This is a genomic window from Streptomyces sp. NPDC127129 (assembly GCF_042671585.1).
Lineage (GTDB): Bacteria > Actinomycetota > Actinomycetes > Streptomycetales > Streptomycetaceae > Streptomyces.
In genome coordinates, this window is record NZ_JBHXTV010000023.1 from 122556 (window position 1) to 138511 (window position 15956).

Genomic DNA, 15956 nt, shown 5'->3' on the forward strand with positions numbered 1-15956 from the left:
GCGGCAGACTGACCGCGCGGCGGGCAGACCGCACCGGCATGCGGACCGGGGCAGACCGGACGGCGCGCGGACCGAGCGGCGCGCTGAGCGAACGGCGCGCTGAGCGAACGGCGCGAGAAGCCCGCCCCCGGCCCCGGCCCTGGTCCATGCTTGCTCGTATGGGGACGCACACACGCCGCCGCGTCGACGCCGGCGAACGCCGGGCCCGCCTCGCCGTACGCCACCGGCTGGCGGCGTCCGCTCGGGCGTCGAGCGCCGAGGAGGTCGCCGAGTCCCTCGTCGCCCTGCACGCGACCGACCCGGCGAGCGTGTTCCTCGCCGTGGGGGCGCGGCTGGCCGGGGGCGGGAGTCCGGTGGCCGGGCTCGAACGCGCCCTGTACGAGGACCGGACGCTGACCCGCATGCACGGCATGCGGCACACGCTCTTCGTCTTCCCGACCTCCCTCGTCCCCGCCGTCCACGCCTCGACCACCCGTGACGCCGCCGCCCGCGAGCGCACGATGCTCCTGAGGGACCTGCGCAAGGGCAGCGAGTACGACGAGGCGTGGCTCGCCGAGACCGAGCGGCAGGTCCTGGCCGAGCTGACGGCACGGGGCGAGGCCACCGGGGCGGAGCTGGGCCGGGCCGTCCCACGGCTGCGCGCGCGGTACCTGTACGGGGTCGGCACCCGGCAGGAAGGGCCCCAGCCGCTCTCCAGCCGGCTGCTGCGGATCCTCGGCATGGACGGCCGGATCGCGCGCGGGCGCCCGCTGGGGGCGTGGACCTCCAGCCAGTTCCGGTGGGCGCCGACGCCCCGGCAGCCCGACCCGAGCGACGAGGACGCCCACGCCGAACTCGTCCGGCGGTGGCTGGCGGCCTGCGGTCCCGCGACCGAGGCGGACCTGAAGTGGTGGACGGGGTGGAGGGTCACCGACGTCCGCAGGGCGCTCGCGGCGACCGGCGCGGAGCCGGTGGAGCTGGCGGAGGGCACCGGCCACGTCCTGCCCGACGACCTCGAACCCGTACGGGCCGCCCCCGAGCCGTGGGCGGCGCTGCTCCCCGCCCTGGACCCGACGGCGATGGGCTGGCAGTACCGCGACTGGTACACCGATCCCACGCACAAGGCCGCGCTCTACGACCGCAGCGGCAACATCGGCCCGACCGTGTGGTGGAACGGCCGTGTCGTCGGCGGCTGGGCGCAGCGCCCGGACGGCGAGATCGCGATCCGTCTCCTGAGCGACGAGGGCGGTGCGGAGGCGACAGCGGCCGTCGAGGCGGAGGCGGCGCGACTGCGCGGGCGGCTGGGGGACGTCCGGGTGACGCCCCGGTTCCGTACGCCACTGGAACGCGAGCTCGCGGGCGCGCCGTAGCCCGCGCATGCTCCCCGGCCCGTGCACGCGCCCCGGCCCGGCCCACGCACGCGCCCCGGCCCGGCACCCGGCGCCCGGCCCGCCCGGCGACCGGCCCGCCCGGCGACCGGCCCGCCCGGCGACCGGCCCGCCCGGCGACCGGCACGAGTGCCGGGCGCCGGTCCTTCTGCCGGGCTCTGGTCCCCCCGGGTGGAATCCCGAAGAAATCCCCTCCGGCCCCCGGCGAGGTGTCGAGAATCGGCACGCGGCTCCGACGTCCCCTGTGAAAGGCATCCGGGAACGGGTGAAGCGAAGCCACCACCTCCGAAGGAGAACGTCATGAAGTACCTCGTCATGGTGCAGGGGTCCCAGGCCGACTACGACACGATGACCGGCAAGAGCACCGGGCAGGGCCCCTCGTGGAGCGAGCAGGACATGAAGGCGATGTTCGAGCACATGGGGTCGATCAACAACGACCTCGCGGAGTCGGGCGAGCTGGTCGACGCGCAGGGGCTCGTGGAGCCGGCCAGGACCCGGTTCGTCTCCGTCGACAAGGCCGGGCAGCCGGTGATCACCGACGGGCCGTACAGCGAGACCAAGGAGCTGCTCGCCGGCTACTGGGTGCTCGACTGCGCGAGCCTGGAGCGGGTGACGGAGATCGCGGCGCGCGTCGCACGGTGCCCGCAGCCCGAGGGTGCGCCGGAGTACCCGGTGGTGATCCGCCAGATCGACGACCGGTCCGAGTCCGAGTTCCTCGCCGGCTGAGCATGGACACGGAGGAGACCGTCGAGGACCTGCTGCGCCGGCACGCGCCGCAGGTCCTCGGCGCGCTCGTGCGCCGGTACGGGCACTTCGACGCCGCCGAGGACGCCGTGCAGGAGGCCCTGCTGGCCGCGGCCCGGCAGTGGCCGGAGTCCGGGACGCCCGCGAATCCGCGCGGCTGGCTCATCCGGGTGGCCGCACGGCGGCTGACGGACCAGCTGCGGGCGGACGAGGCGCGGGCCCGGCGGGAGGAGACCGCGGCGCGTCTGGAACCCCGCGAGACCCGGGCCGCGCCGTCCGACGACGACACCCTGACCTTGCTCTTCCTCTGCTGCGACCCCTCGCTCGCGCCGGCCGCCCGGATCGCGCTGACGCTGCGCGCGGTCGGGGGTCTCACGACGGCGGAGATCGCCCGGGCGCATCTCGTACCGGAGGCGACGATCGCGCAGCGGATCAGCCGGGCGAAGGCGAAGCTGCGCGACCATCCCTTCCACCCTCCCGGCCCCGACGACCGGGACGCGCGCCTGGCCACGGTCCTCCAGGTGCTCTACCTGATCTTCAACGAGGGCTACACCGCCACCTCCGGCGCCGCCCTCCGCCGCGCGGACCTGGCCCAGGAGGCGATCCGGCTGACCCGGGCCGTCCGCAGACTGCTCCCCCGCGAGGCCACGGTGACGGGGCTCCTCGCCCTGATGCTCCTCACGGAGGCCCGCAGCGCCGCCCGCACGGGCGCGCACGGCGAGCTGGTACCGCTCGACGAGCAGGACCGTTCGCTCTGGGACCGGGCCGCGATCGCCGAGGGCACGGCCCTGGTGGAGGAGGCCCTGACCGAGGGCCCGCCGGGGCCGTACCAGCTCCAGGCGGCGATCTCCGCGCTCCACGACGAGGCCCGCGTTCCCGAGGACACGGACTGGCCGCAGATCCTCGCCCTGTACGACGTCCTGGTCGCCGACTGGCCCGACCCGATGGCCGAACTCGGCCGCGTGGTCGCCGTCGCGATGACCCACGGCCCGGAGGCGGGCCTCACCGAACTCACCGCCCTGGAACCCCGCCTGAAGGACCACCACCGGCTCTGGGCGGTCCGCGCCCACCTCCTCGAACGCACGGGCGCGACCGAACCCGCCCGCGCCGCCTACGAACAGGCCGCCGCCCTCACCCTCAGCCTCCCGGAGCGCCACTACCTCCACACGAAAGCCGCCCGCCTCGGCCGGTGAGCGCGAGGGCGCGCCGTTCGGCGTCAGGCGGTGTCCCGGTCCGCGGTGAGGCGGGTCAGGGTGGTGGGCAGGTCCGGGGCGCAGTGGGTTGCGCGGTTGTACGGGAGCCTGGCCAGTACGGCCGCCATGCCGCAGGTGTTCGTGAGCGCCGCGAAGACGAGGCCGCCCGCGACGGCCGCCGAGAGCAGCTGCCAGGCCGGGTGCAGGAGCAGTCCGAGGGCGAGGCCTGTGAGGATCAGGGTTCCGGCGGCGAGGCGGACCTGGCGTTCCATCGCCCAGGTGGCGCGGGCCGGGGCGCCCTCGGGGCGGGCGAGGTCGTGGCCGCGCGCGGCCCAGCCGGTGGTGCCGCCCGTGAGGTCGAGCGCGGTCACGCCGTGCGCGGCGAGCTGGGCGCAGGCCCGGGCAGAGCGGTTGCCCGACTGGCACACCACGAGCAGCTCGCCCCGCGCCGCGGCCTCCTTGAGCGCCGGGAGCGCGCGGGAGAGCCGGTCGAGGGGGACGTTGAGGGCGCCCGGCACATGGCCTGCGGCGTACTCGCCGGGCGTACGGACGTCGACGACCGTCAGGTCGCCGAGCCGGGCCCGGGCCTGGTCTGCGTCGAGGGAGCGGGGAGTGTTCATGGCAGGTGTCATCCTTGGTCTTCGACGGGACCCCGTTCGGGGGAGTAAATTACCCCCTGGGGTATCTGTGGAGGAGTACTGGTGGAACTGGATCTCGCGGGCGCGGAGCTGAAGGCCGTCCTGAACCGGCTGCGCCGGGCACAGGGCCAGATCTCCGGCGTGATCCGGATGATCGAGGAGGGCCGCGACTGCGAGGAGGTCGTGACCCAGCTCGCCGCCGCCTCCCGGGCCCTCGACCGGGCCGGTTTCGCGATCATCGCGACGGGCCTGCAGCAGTGCCTGACGGACATCGACGCCGGCCAGAAGGACGGCGAGGACCGCGAGCAGATGCGGGCCCGGCTGGAGAAGCTCTTCCTCTCGCTCGCATAGCGGCCGACAGGCGGGCGGGGGCCGGGCTCGGCTCGGGCTCGGCTCGGGCTCAGCCGAGAGCCGCGTCGAGCAGCATCAGCGCCGACACCGCCAGCAGCACCGCGCCGAACACGCGGCGCAGCGTCTCTCCCCGGATCTTGGCGGCGAGCCGGCGCCCGTCCCAGGCGCCGAGGATCGCCGCACCCGCGAAGGGGGCGATCACGGCCCAGTCGAGGGATCCGGCCGTTCCCCCGCCGCCTCGCGCGAGCAGGGCGGCCAGCGCGTTGACGGAGACGATCAGCAGGCTGGTCCCGACCGCCGCCCTCATCCGCAGACCGACGACCTGGACGAGCGCCGGCACGGTCAGGAACCCGCCGCCCACGCCGAGGACGCCGGTGACCGCGCCGAGCCCGGCGCCCGCACCCGCGACCGCCGGAGCGCCCGGCCGGACCGCGCCGACACCGGGTCCGGGTCCGACACCGGGTCCGGGTCCGGGACCGGTCCCGGTGACGCGAGCCGGGCGGACCATCCGTACCGCCGCCACCCCCGCCACCACCGCGAAGCCCGTGGTCAGGAGCCACTCCGGCAGCCGGGCGGAGAGCAGTCCGCCGAGCGCCGCCGGTACGAGCCCCGCCGCCGCGAACAGCGCGCCCGTCCTCCACCGCACCTGGCCGTCCCTGGCATGGGCGAACAGCGCGGTCGCCGAGGTGGCAAGCACGATGAGGAGGCTCGCGGTCGCCGCCGCGGGCGGCGCGAAGCCGAGGAGGTAGATCAGCACCGGTACGGCGAGCACACTGCCGCCGCCCCCGAGCGCCCCGAGCGCGAGCCCCACGACGGCGCCTCCGGCGAGGGCGATCAACACCGGTTCGGGATCGGCGCGTTCGCGAACGAGTCGTCGATCGCGACCACGTCGTGGCCGACCGCGGCCAGCATCGACGCGGCGATCGCGGCCCGCATCCCGCCCGCGCAGTGCACCCAGACGGTCGTGCCCGTGGGTATCTCCCCCATCCGGGAACGGAGTCGGTGCAGCGGGATGTGGAGCGACCCCGGGATGTGGCCGGCCGAGGAGCGCTCGGAGTCCCTCCGTACGTCGAGCACCCGGACGGTCCCGTCCGCCCCGTCCGTCCCGCCCGGCTCGGAGCGGCCCGGGAGGTCGGCGAAGGCGGCGCGGCGGTACGTCCCCGGCCGCTCCCCCGCCCGTACCCAGTCCTCGGGTCCGCCGGTCGCGGCGGCCGCCGGGCGGTCGATGCCGACGCGCACCAGCTCCCGCTGGGCCTCGGCCAGTTGGCCGGGCGACTCCGCGAGGAGCGTCACCGGCTTGCCCCACGGGATGAGCCAGGCCAGGTACGCCGCGAGCTGACCGCCCGCCTCGATGTTGAACGAACCGGCCACGTGCCCCTCGGCGAACGCCACCCGGCCGCGCAGGTCCACGACCCACTCGCCCGCGGCGAGCCGCGCCGCGATCTCCTCGGAGTCCGCGACGGGAGGAGGGGTGAGGTCGACGGGCGCCGGGCCGACGGTGTTGAGCGGGCCCATGTGGGCGTAGTACGCGGGGATGTCGTCGAGGCCGGAGAGCAGTTCGGCGACGAAGGTGTCGGCGTCCTTGACCAGGGCCGCGTTCACGGCCGCCTGCTCACCGATGGTGGTGGGACCGGCGTCGGGCGAGGACGGGCCGGAGGCGCAGAAGCTGCCGAAGCCGTGGGTGGGCAGCACGGCGGTGTCCGCGGGGAGTTCGGCGGCGAGGCGGTGCGCGGAGGCGTGCTGGGCGCGGGCGAGCCGCTCGGTCAGCCGGGGCTCGACCAGGTCGGGGCGGCCGACGGTGCCGATGAGCAGCGAGCCGCCGGTGAAGACGGCGGCGGCGTGGCCGGCCTCCTCCAGGACGTACGAGGTGTGGTGCGGGGTGTGGCCGGGGGTGGCCATGGCCCGCAGGGCGAGGCCCTCGTCGATGTCGAGCCTGTCCCCGTCGGAGACGGGGAGCCGGTCGTACGCGACGGGGGCGGCGGCCGGGACCACGTAGACGGCCCCGGTGATCCGGGCCAGCTCGCGGCCGCCGCTCACGTAGTCGTTGTGCACATGGGTCTCGAGCACATGGGAGATCCGCACACCGCGCAGGGCCGCAGCGGTGAGCACGCGGTCGACGTCACGCGGCGGGTCGATCACGACGGCGTGGGCGGTTCCGCCCGCGAGGTATCCGCGATTGCCGAGACCGGGCACGTCGACGGTGTCCACGAAGAACACGGCCTGTCCTCCTTCCAGAGCTCGTCGTACGAGCTCAATTACCCCCCGGGGTATCCAAGCGACTCCATGACCCTAACAGAATTACCCCCGGGGGTATCCAGCAACGCCGGTCACCCCGCGCACCGGAACGGCAAAGGGCCGGGCCTCCGCCGTACGGAGGCCCGGCCCGTGAAGGGACGCGGAAGGCGTTGCGTCGCCGCAGGTCAGTCGGTCGCCAGACCCTTCAGCCGCTTGGCGATCTTCGCGAGTCGGGCGCCCTGGTAGCGGGCGGCCTGGAGGGTGTTCTCGTCCGGCGCGCCGTTCGCGGCGGGGTGCGAGGTGCCGTAGGGGTTGCCGCCCGCGGCGTAGACGGAGGCGTCCGTGTAGCCGGGGGAGACGATGACCGAACCCCAGTGGTGGAAGGTGTTGTAGAGCGCCAGCAGCGTGGACTCGTTGCCTCCGTGAACGTTGTGTGCACTCGTGAAGGCCGTCGCGGGCTTGTCCGCGAAGGCGCCGCGCGCCCACAGACCGCCGGTCGTGTCGATGAACTGCTTCAGCTGGGCGGCGATGTTGCCGTACCGGGTCGGCGAACCGAGCGCGTACGCGTCCGCCCACTCCAGGTCGTCGAGCGTGGCGGTCTCGACGTCACCGGTGGCCTCCACATGGGCGCGCCACGCCGGGTTGCCGTCGATGGCCGCGTCGGGGGCGAGCTCGGTCACGCGCCGCAGCCGGACCTCCGCACCGGCCTTCTCGGCACCTTCGGCGACGGCCTGGGCGAGCTGGTGCACGCTGCCGGTGGACGAGTAGTAGATGACGGCGACCTTGACGGACATGGCGTACCCCTTCAACCGGATTCATTTCCGCTTCAACGGTTCCGAGACTAAACGGATAGCCATCCACTTTGCAAGGGAAACCATGGAAGAACCGGATAGCGCTCCGTTATGCTCGTGGGCAGGGACCGACCGACGGGGATCGGAGCGAGCGAGCGGACAGGCGGAGGCGGACATGGCGCGCACGAAGGACACCGGAGCGGACCACCGCCCTGCGGCAGACCGGAAGCCCGAGCCGGCATGCACAAGGCCCGAGGGATCCGCAACGCCGGAGGCATCCCGAACGCCCGAGGCAGCCGCGGCGCCCGCCGGCCCGGCCACACCCCAGGCCTCCGCCGACTCCGCCGACCCGGGCGCCTCCGCCACGACGCCCACCGAGAGCCCGGCCGCCTCCGCCGGCCCCCGGGCCTCCGGCGCCATACCCCCCGCCGTCACCCTGCTTCCCGCCCCCGGAGCGCCCGTGGTGACCGAGCGGGCCGATGCCGCGCGGAACCGGCGCAAGATCCTCGACGCCGCCGCCCGGATCGTCGCCGAGGTGGGGCCCGAGGCCGTCACCATGAACCAGGTCGCCCACGCCAGCGGGATAGGCGTCGGCACCGTCTACCGCCGCTTCGGCGACGTCGCCCAGCTCCTCTGGGCGCTCCTCGACGACCGGGAGCGCCAGTTCCAGGAGGCGTACCTGAGCGGCCCACCGCCGCTCGGCCCCGGCGCCCCCGACGACGAGCGCCTGCGCGCCTTCCTCGACGCCCTCGTCGACCGGATCATCGAGCAGCGCGAGCTGCTGCTCGCCGCCCAGGCCGCCGCCCCCAGCGCGCGCTACACCAGCGGCGCGTACCTCGCGATGCACACCCACGTGGCGATGCTGCTCTCCCGCCTCCGGCCCGAAACCCACCCCGCGCTCCTCGCGCATCTGCTGCTCGCCCCGTTCTCGCCGAGCCTGATGCACCACCTCAGCGTCGAGCGCGCGCTCTCCGCCGAGGAGCTCAAGGCAGGGGTCGAGGCGCTGCTGAACCTGGGGGGATGAGCGCCGCGAGTCCGTCCAGGACGCGCGCCAGACCGAAGGCGTAGGCGTGGTCGGGGCTGTACATGCCCTGGTACGCGACGGCCGCCGCCTCCCCCACCCGCGACGCCAGCGGGAACCGCTCCGCGTCGAACATCCGGGCCAGCAGCGGCGCGTGGGCGTCCCACCACTCGTGGTCGGACATCGCGCTCTCCCGGTCGACGGCCCGCGCGTCCAGCTCCGTGCGGGCGGCGGACTGGACGAACCCGAGCAGATGCGTCAGGGCCGAGTCCATGGCCACGTCGTCGAGCCCCAGGCCCTCGAGGGCACCGAGTTCGTGCTCGTACTTCGTCATCACCCCGGGCCCGAGCGGGGGCCGGTGGACCCGCAGTTCGGCCAGCCAGGGGTGGCGCAGGTACAGCGCCCGGTTCTCGTCGGCGACCGCCGTCACCCGTTCCCGCCAGGACTCCTCCGGTACGAAGGGGGCCCGGGGCATCCGCTGGAAGACCAGGTCCAGCATCAGGTCGAGCAGCTCGGCCTTGCCGGGGACGTACGTGTAGAGGGTCATCGGGGTCACGGCGAGGCGCTGCGCGACCGCCCGCATGGTGAGCGCGTCGAGCCCGCCCTCGTCGGCCAGGGCGACGGCCGCGTCGACGACCCCGTCGACGGTCAGCCCCTGCCGGGGTCCGCGCCGGCCCCCGGCGACCGGCGGGGAACCGTCCCGCCACAGCAGTTCGAGAGTCCGCGCGGGATCCCCCGCGCCGCTGCTCCGCTCCTTCGCCATGGCACCCATTCTCGCAGGTCAGACCTTATCCCCATTACTTTGTACGCTGTATAGAGTAACGTGGCTCGGGTACTGGGACCACCATCGGAGGGCGCAGCCATGACCACCCCCGCCGCAGCGGACAACCACCACGTCATCCAGGTCCGCGGGGCCCGCGAGAACAACCTCAGGAACGTCGACGTCGACCTCCCCAAGCGCCGGCTCACCGTCTTCACCGGCGTCTCCGGCTCCGGGAAGTCCTCGCTCGTCTTCGGCACCATCGCCGCCGAGTCGCAGCGCCTGATCAACGAGACCTACAGCGCCTTCCTCCAGTCCTTCATGCCGGCCCTCGGCCGCCCGGACGTGGACGGACTGCACAACCTCAGCGCCGCGATCGTCGTCGACCAGGAGCGGATGGGCGCCAACTCCCGGTCCACGGTGGGCACGGCGACCGACGCGTACACGATGCTGCGCATCGTCTTCAGCCGCCTCGGCACCCCGCACGTCGGCACCTCGGGCGCCTTCAGCTTCAACCTGCCCGAGGGCATGTGCCCGCGCTGCGAGGGCGTCGGCCAGATCTCCGACATCGACGTCGACGAGCTCGTCGACCGGACCAGGTCCCTCAACGAGGGCGCGATCACCGTGCCGGGGTACGCCGTCGACTCCTGGATGTGGCAGATCATGGCCCAGTCCGGCTTCTACGACCCCGACAAGAAGCTGGCGGACTTCACGGCACAGGAGTGGGAGGACTTCCTCCACAGGCCGTCCTGCAAGGTGAAGGTCGGCAGCAACAACTTCACCTACGAGGGTCTGGTGGTGAAGCTGCAGCGGACCGTCCTCGCCAAGGACCGGGACGCCATGCAGGCCCACATCCGCGCCTTCGTGGACCGGGCCGTCGTCTTCCGCACCTGCCCCGAGTGCGAGGGCACCCGCCTCACGCGGGCCGCGCTCTCCTCCCGTATCGACGGGGTGAACATCGCCGAGTGCTCGGCGATGCAGATCAGCGACCTCGCCGCGTTCGTACGCCGGATCGAGGACCCTTCCGTCGCCCCGCTCCTCGCCGGTCTGCGCGAACTGCTCGACTCCCTCGTCGAGATCGGGCTCGGCTACCTCAGCCTCGACCGGGCCTCCGGCACGCTCTCGGGCGGCGAGGCGCAGCGCGTGAAGATGGTGCGCCACCTCGGCTCCTCGCTCACCGACGTCACGTACGTCTTCGACGAGCCCACCACAGGACTGCACCCGCACGACATCCGCCGCATGAACGACCTGCTGCTGCGGCTGCGCGACAAGGGCAACACGGTCCTCGTCGTGGAGCACAAGCCGGAGGTCATCGAGATCGCCGACCACGTCGTCGACCTCGGCCCGCGCGCCGGGACCAACGGCGGCGAGATCTGCTACTCGGGCGACGTGCCGGGGCTGCGCGCCTCCGGGACGCTGACCGGCGAGCACCTCGCGCACCGCGCGAAGCTCCGCCCCGAGGTACGGCCCCGCACCGGCGCTCTCTCCGTCACGGGCGCGACGCAGCACAACCTCCGGAACGTGAGCGTCGAGATCCCGACCGGAGTGCTGACCGTCGTCACGGGCGTCGCCGGCTCCGGCAAGTCGTCCCTCGTCCACGGCAACCTGACCGGCCGGGACGGGGTCGTCGTCGCCGACCAGTCCCCGATCCGCGGCTCGCGCCGCTCGAACCCGGCGACGTACACGGGACTGCTCAACCCGATCCGGACCGCCTTCGCCAAGGCCAACGGGGTCAAGGCGGCACTCTTCAGCGCCAACTCGGAGGGCGCCTGCCCCAAGTGCAACGGCCTCGGGCTCGTCTACACCGACCTCGCGATGATGGCGGGCGTCGCCTCGGTCTGCGAGGAGTGCGAGGGGAAGCGGTTCACCGGTGAGGTGCTCGCCTACACGCTCGACGGCAAGAACATCCACGAGGTCCTGTCGATGTCGGTCGAGGAGGCGTACGACTTCTTCACGGCGAAGGGCCAGGCCCGGACGATCCTCGGCCGGCTGAAGGACGTCGGCCTCGGCTACCTCCGCCTCGGCCAGCCCCTGAACACCCTCTCGGGCGGTGAGCGCCAGCGCCTGAAGCTGGCGATCCACATGGCCGAGAAGGGCGCGGTCTACGTCCTCGACGAGCCGACGACCGGCCTCCACCTGGCCGACGTCGACCAGCTCCTCGCCCTCCTGGACCGGCTCGTCGAGGCGGGCAACACGGTCGTGGTCATCGAGCACCACCAGGCGGTCATGGCCCACGCCGACTGGCTGATCGACCTCGGCCCCGGCGCGGGCCACGACGGCGGCCGGATCGTCTTCGAGGGCACGCCGTCGGACCTGGTCGAGAAGGGCGACACACTGACGGCGCGCCATCTGCGGGAGTACGTGGGCGCCTGAGCCCCGGCCGCGGGTGCGGGGGTGCCGGTACGCCCCCGCACCCGCTCCCCCCCCCCCGTCCACACCCTGAAACGATCTGGACCCGGCCGCCGGCCCCGGCGCACCATCACGCCCATGGCGACCTTCCTCATCCTTCACGGCTTCCAGAACCACCGCCCGCCCGGTCACTGGCACCACTGGCTCGCCGGCCGGCTCGCCGAGCGGGGGCACGAGGTGCGCTACCCGCAGCTGCCCGAGCCGGACGCGCCCGTACTGGAGGAGTGGACGGCGGCGCTGCGCGCGCACCTCCACCGGCCCGCCGAGGGCGAGTTCGTCGTGATCGCGCACAGCCTCTCCGTCCTGCTCTGGCTGCGAGCCGCCTCGCCCGACGTCGACCGGGTGCTGCTCGTCGCCCCGCCCTCCCCCGCCGTGACGGCCTCGATCCCGGAGATCGCCGCGTTCGCCGACGGGCTCGACCTCCGCTCCGTACGGCTCGAGGCGCCGGCGCGGCTCGTCTACGCCGCCGGGGACCCGTACTGCCCCGAGGGAGCCGACGTCCCCTACGGCATCCCGCTCGGCCTCGACATGGACCTGGTCCCGGGCGGCGAGCACCTCACCCCGGACTCCGGGTACGGGGAGTGGCCGTCGGTCCTGCAGTGGTGCGAGAACCCGCAGACCCGCCTCGGGCCCCGCTAGACGAGGGCCTCGGGGCCGGCCGGGCCGTCGCCCTGTCAGGCCGTCGCCCTCCCGGGCGAACCCTCCCGGAGTCCGCCCGCGGCACCGTGCACGGTGCCTAGGGTGGCGAGCCATGAGGTGGCTCAGCAGGGCACGAGCAGTCGAGAACCCCGTCGTCGCCGGACAGATGCGGAGCTTCTTCAGAGGGCTGTCGGCCGAGACCCGCAAGGACCCCCGGCTGGTGGCCCAGGCGTACGGCGCGCACCTCTTCCACCGGCGGCAGCGCAGACTCGTGGACGAGAAGCGCTTCGCCGCCTCGCGCTTCCACGTCGGCATCGGCGTCGCGTCCGACGACTTCGCCGACCTGACCAAGCGGGCCGTGCTGGTCTCGGACACCCTGCTCCTCTCCCACAACGGGGCGGGCGGTCGCCACCACGTGAGGCGACTCGCGAACAGTGACTCGTTCATCCCCCGGACCGAGGAGGAGGACCGCACCGGCGTCCTGCCCACCGGGACGAGCACGACGGAAGACCTGTACATGCGCTGCCCGGACCCGGAACGGCTGGGCCGCTGGCTGCTGCAGACGGAACCGCTGCTGCGCGCGGGCTGCGCCTGGTACCTGCCCACGTACGCGGTGTCCCGTCACACCGAGCGCCACGGATACGCGGGGGAGCCGATCGACCCCACCTACGAGCACCACTCCGGTCCGGTCACGGAATCCGACGTGCCGGGCCTGCTCGACTTCGCGGCCACCGGGCGCCGGGTCGTCGCCCAGAGCCACACCCCCGCCGTCCTCAGCAGGCTCGTGATCCCGGTCGTCGAGGAGCTGGAGCTGCCCTTCATCGACGGTGTCTCCCTGGAGGAGTTCAGCAAGATCACCATCGGGGAGTTCGACGGCTACCGGGGCCTTCGCGGCTGGCTGCGGATGGAGCTGGCCAACGTCGACGACGCGCTCGACGCGGACGGGCGCCAGAACGAGCTGATGAAGATCGGCCTCCGGATGCAGGACGGAGTCCGGGGCATGCAGGCGCAGATGAACCAGGTCCGCCGCAAGCGGGCCGTCGCCGTGACCGGCGCGGTCGTCGGCACGGTCACCGCCAGCCTGGTCGCCGTCTACGGCCCCGCCCTCCAGTCGGCGCTGACGGCCGTCGTGGGCGGGGCGGCCGGCGGGCTCTGGGGTGCGTTCCAGGCGGGGGCCGACAACAGCCCGCGCGCCCTCCGCGAGAACGCCTGGTACTACGTCTGGACGCTCTCGCGCAAGGCCGACCGGAACCCCTGACAGGGTGGCAGCGGCGTGCGCGCCGCGGCTCCGTCCCGTGACCGGATCGGGTGTCAGGCCGTGCGGGCCCGGCTCCCGGGCGCGATCATCGGAACATGACCACCGAGATCCATCTCGCCCAGCAGCCCGAGGCCGACGAGCTGCTCGGCCGCTCCCCGCTCGCCGCGCTCGTCGGCATGCTGCTCGACCAGCAGGTGCCCATGGAGTGGGCCTTCTCCGGGCCGTACACGATCGCGCAGCGGCTCGGGACGGACGATCTCGACGCGGGGCAGATCGCCGCGTACGACCCCGAGGCCTTCGGCGCGCTGCTCTCCGCGAAGCCCGCCGTCCACCGCTATCCGGGGTCGATGGCCAAGCGGATCCAGCAGCTGTGCCAGTTCCTCGTCGACGAGTACGGCGGTGACGCCGAGGCCGTCTGGGCGGACGCGGAGAGCGGGGCGGAGCTGCTCGCGCGGCTGAAGGCCCTTCCCGGTTTCGGTGTGCAGAAGGCGCAGATCTTCCTGGCGCTGCTCGGCAAGCGGTACGGCGTCCAACCCACCGGGTGGCGGGAGGCTGCGGGGGCGTACGGGGAGCAGGGCTCGTACCGTTCGGCGGCCGACATCACCGGTCCGGAGTCGCTGGCGAAAGTTCGTGCCTTCAAGCAGGAGGCGAAGGCCGCCGCAAAGGCGGCGAAGGCACAGAAATCATCCGGGAATTGAACGCTCCGGATGTCAATCCTGCTAAATCCGACATGAATTGTGCCGGAGCTGTTCACAGGAGCCATCAGAGATCGCTAGCTTCCCCTCTACCTCGTCCGAATCGGGAAGGACCTCTGTGAACGCATCCTCTCGCAGAGCCGCGGCCACCCTGGCCGCAGCCGCACTCGCGACCCCGCTCCTGCTGGCCAGCGCCTCCCCCGCCACCGCCGTAGCGGACCCCGGGGCCAAGCCCGCGCGGGACGCAGCGCAGCTGGCGAAGAAGCTGGTCCGCGAGACGTCCGGCAAGGACGCCTACAAGCACCTGCAGAAGTTCCAGGCGATAGCCGACTCGGCCGGCGGGCACCGCGCGGCCGGCTCGCTCGGACACGACGCCTCGGCGGCGTACGTGTACCAGCAGCTGAAGAAGGCCGGCTACAACGTCTCGTACCAGAAGTTCGAGTTCATCTACACCCAGACGCTGGCAGAGAAGGCGTCCGTCGTCTCCCCCGCGCCGCGCGACATCGCGATCTCGGCGATGACGTACACGAAGTCGACCCCCGTCGGCGGCATCAAGGCCGACCTCGCCGCCGTCCCGGTCGACGCGGACGGCACGACCGGCTGTGAGCCGGGCGACTTCGCGTCGGGCACCTTCACCGGCAAGATCGCGCTGGTCAAGCGCGGCGGCTGTACCTTCGCCGCCAAGCAGGAGAACGCCGCCGCGGCGGGTGCCGTCGGCGCGATCATCTACAACAACACCGAAGGCGCCCTCTCCGGCACCCTCGGCGACCCGGCCGCCGGCAAGATCCCGACGGGCGGCGTCACCCAGGCCGAGGGCGCGAAGCTCGCCGCGGACCTGGCCAAGGGCCCGGTGAACATCTCCTTCGAGATCCGCCAGCTCCAGGAGAAGCGCACCACCAACAACGTCATCGCGGAGACGAAGCGCGGCAACGCCGCCAACACCGTGATGCTCGGAGCGCACCTGGACTCGGTGACCGCCGGCCCGGGCATCAACGACAACGGCTCGGGCTCCGCCGGTCTGCTCCAGGCCGCCCTGGAACTCGCCGAGTCGAAGGACACGGTCCGCAACAAGGTCCGCTTCGCCTGGTGGTCCGCGGAGGAGAACGGGCTGCTCGGCTCCGAGCACTACGTCGCGAACATGAGCGAGCTGGACAAGAAGGAAGTCAAGCTCTACCTCAACTTCGACATGATCGCCTCGCCGAACTACGGCCTGTTCGTCTACGACGGCGACAACTCCGACAACGTCGGCGCGGGCGCCGGTCCCGAGGGCTCCGCCCAACTGGAGCGGGACATCACCGACTTCATGGACAAGCGCGGCCTGCCGCACGAGGGCACCGACTTCACGGGCCGCTCGGACTACGGCCCGTTCATCGAGATCGGCATCCCCTCCGGCGGCACGTTCACGGGCGCCGAGGGCGTCAAGACGGCGGCGCAGGCGGCCAAGTTCGGCGGGACGGCGGGTGTCGCGTACGACGTGAACTACCACGCGGCCGGTGACAACCTGTCGAACGTCAACATGAAGGCCTTCGACGCCAACATCGACGTCATCGCCAACGCCGTGGGCACGTACGCCCACGACATCAGCTCTCTGAAGCGCCCGGTCGTCAGCGTCCCGACGGAGGGCGACGCCGGCAGCGGCGGCGGCCTCCACGACGGCCACGGCCACGAGGTCACGGAGTAGCACGGAGGAGCACGGAGCAGCACGGTTCGACTCCGGAGCACCACGGCACGAAGGGAGGGGCGGGGCGGGAGCGACAAACCCCCCCCCCGCGACCCCATAAACCGGGCCCGTGGGGGGCGGAGAAGTGTCAGGGGGAGAACCCGCCCCCAAGGGGTCCCAGAGGACCGCCCCACG

The 15956-nt window shown here is 73.0% G+C and carries 15 protein-coding genes; 10 read left to right on the top strand and 5 right to left on the bottom strand.

Going from position 1 to position 15956, the window contains the following annotated elements:
* The first annotated feature begins 158 nt into the window (after positions 1 to 158).
* From ACFVGW_RS33495 to ACFVGW_RS33505, 3 genes are all read left to right on the top strand, one after another.
* Entirely contained in the window at positions 159 to 1349 is a 1191-nt protein-coding gene (locus tag ACFVGW_RS33495; RefSeq protein ID WP_385854602.1) for a winged helix DNA-binding domain-containing protein, read from the top strand.
* Positions 1350 to 1667: 318 nt separating this feature from the next.
* On the top strand, positions 1668 to 2093 hold the full coding sequence (locus ACFVGW_RS33500) for a YciI family protein (RefSeq protein ID WP_383226413.1): 426 nt from the start codon (positions 1668 to 1670) through the stop codon (positions 2091 to 2093).
* Positions 2094 to 2095: 2 nt separating this feature from the next.
* Entirely contained in the window at positions 2096 to 3304 is a 1209-nt protein-coding gene (locus tag ACFVGW_RS33505) for an RNA polymerase sigma factor (protein ID WP_383226410.1), read from the top strand.
* 23 nt (positions 3305 to 3327) lie between these two features.
* On the opposite strand, the gene ACFVGW_RS33510 is transcribed toward ACFVGW_RS33505, so the two are convergent.
* Positions 3328 to 3924 carry a rhodanese-like domain-containing protein gene (locus ACFVGW_RS33510; protein WP_385854603.1) on the bottom strand — a complete coding sequence of 199 codons (597 nt, stop codon included), beginning with the start codon at positions 3922 to 3924 and terminating at the stop codon, positions 3328 to 3330.
* A gap of 81 nt (positions 3925 to 4005) precedes the next feature.
* Between ACFVGW_RS33510 and ACFVGW_RS33515 the strand changes: the two genes are divergently transcribed.
* Entirely contained in the window at positions 4006 to 4293 is a 288-nt protein-coding gene (locus ACFVGW_RS33515; RefSeq protein ID WP_352192439.1) for a metal-sensitive transcriptional regulator, read from the top strand.
* Between the two features lie 49 nt (positions 4294 to 4342).
* Here the strand turns inward: ACFVGW_RS33515 and ACFVGW_RS33520 are convergent, their stop codons facing one another.
* The 3 genes from ACFVGW_RS33520 to wrbA all read right to left on the bottom strand — a co-directional run bounded on the left by ACFVGW_RS33520 (position 4343) and on the right by wrbA (position 7322).
* A complete protein-coding gene (locus ACFVGW_RS33520; RefSeq protein WP_385854604.1) occupies positions 4343 to 5134 on the bottom strand; it encodes a sulfite exporter TauE/SafE family protein in 792 nt (263 codons plus the stop codon).
* Positions 5128 to 6510, bottom strand: coding sequence for a rhodanese-like domain-containing protein (locus tag ACFVGW_RS33525; protein ID WP_385854605.1), 1383 nt, complete (start codon positions 6508 to 6510; stop codon positions 5128 to 5130). The genes ACFVGW_RS33520 and ACFVGW_RS33525 overlap by 7 nt, the downstream gene beginning before the upstream one ends.
* Positions 6511 to 6713: 203 nt before the next feature.
* Positions 6714 to 7322, bottom strand: a complete 609-nt coding sequence (gene wrbA, locus ACFVGW_RS33530) for an NAD(P)H:quinone oxidoreductase (RefSeq protein WP_352192436.1) — start codon at positions 7320 to 7322, stop codon at positions 6714 to 6716.
* 415 nt (positions 7323 to 7737) lie between these two features.
* Between wrbA and ACFVGW_RS33535 the strand changes: the two genes are divergently transcribed.
* Positions 7738 to 8343, top strand: coding sequence for a TetR/AcrR family transcriptional regulator (locus ACFVGW_RS33535; protein WP_385854618.1), 606 nt, complete (start codon positions 7738 to 7740; stop codon positions 8341 to 8343).
* On the opposite strand, the gene ACFVGW_RS33540 is transcribed toward ACFVGW_RS33535, so the two are convergent.
* The gene (locus tag ACFVGW_RS33540; protein WP_385854606.1) at positions 8303 to 9103 is read right to left on the bottom strand and encodes a TetR/AcrR family transcriptional regulator; all 801 of its coding nucleotides are present in this window, start codon (positions 9101 to 9103) and stop codon (positions 8303 to 8305) included. The genes ACFVGW_RS33535 and ACFVGW_RS33540 overlap by 41 nt on opposite strands.
* A gap of 99 nt (positions 9104 to 9202) precedes the next feature.
* Here ACFVGW_RS33540 and ACFVGW_RS33545 point away from each other — a divergent pair, with 99 nt between their 5' ends.
* From ACFVGW_RS33545 to ACFVGW_RS33565, 5 genes are all read left to right on the top strand, one after another.
* Positions 9203 to 11473 carry an ATP-binding cassette domain-containing protein gene (locus ACFVGW_RS33545; RefSeq protein ID WP_385854607.1) on the top strand — a complete coding sequence of 757 codons (2271 nt, stop codon included), beginning with the start codon at positions 9203 to 9205 and terminating at the stop codon, positions 11471 to 11473.
* 114 nt (positions 11474 to 11587) lie between these two features.
* Positions 11588 to 12148, top strand: a complete 561-nt coding sequence (locus ACFVGW_RS33550; protein ID WP_385854608.1) for an RBBP9/YdeN family alpha/beta hydrolase — start codon at positions 11588 to 11590, stop codon at positions 12146 to 12148.
* Positions 12149 to 12260: 112 nt separating this feature from the next.
* Positions 12261 to 13406, top strand: coding sequence for a hypothetical protein (locus ACFVGW_RS33555; RefSeq protein ID WP_385854609.1), 1146 nt, complete (start codon positions 12261 to 12263; stop codon positions 13404 to 13406).
* A gap of 95 nt (positions 13407 to 13501) precedes the next feature.
* Positions 13502 to 14104: an HhH-GPD-type base excision DNA repair protein gene (locus tag ACFVGW_RS33560; RefSeq protein ID WP_385854610.1), complete on the top strand. Its 603-nt coding sequence runs from the start codon at positions 13502 to 13504 to the stop codon at positions 14102 to 14104.
* A gap of 115 nt (positions 14105 to 14219) precedes the next feature.
* Positions 14220 to 15782, top strand: a complete 1563-nt coding sequence (locus tag ACFVGW_RS33565; protein ID WP_385854611.1) for a M28 family metallopeptidase — start codon at positions 14220 to 14222, stop codon at positions 15780 to 15782.
* Positions 15783 to 15956 lie beyond the last annotated feature (174 nt).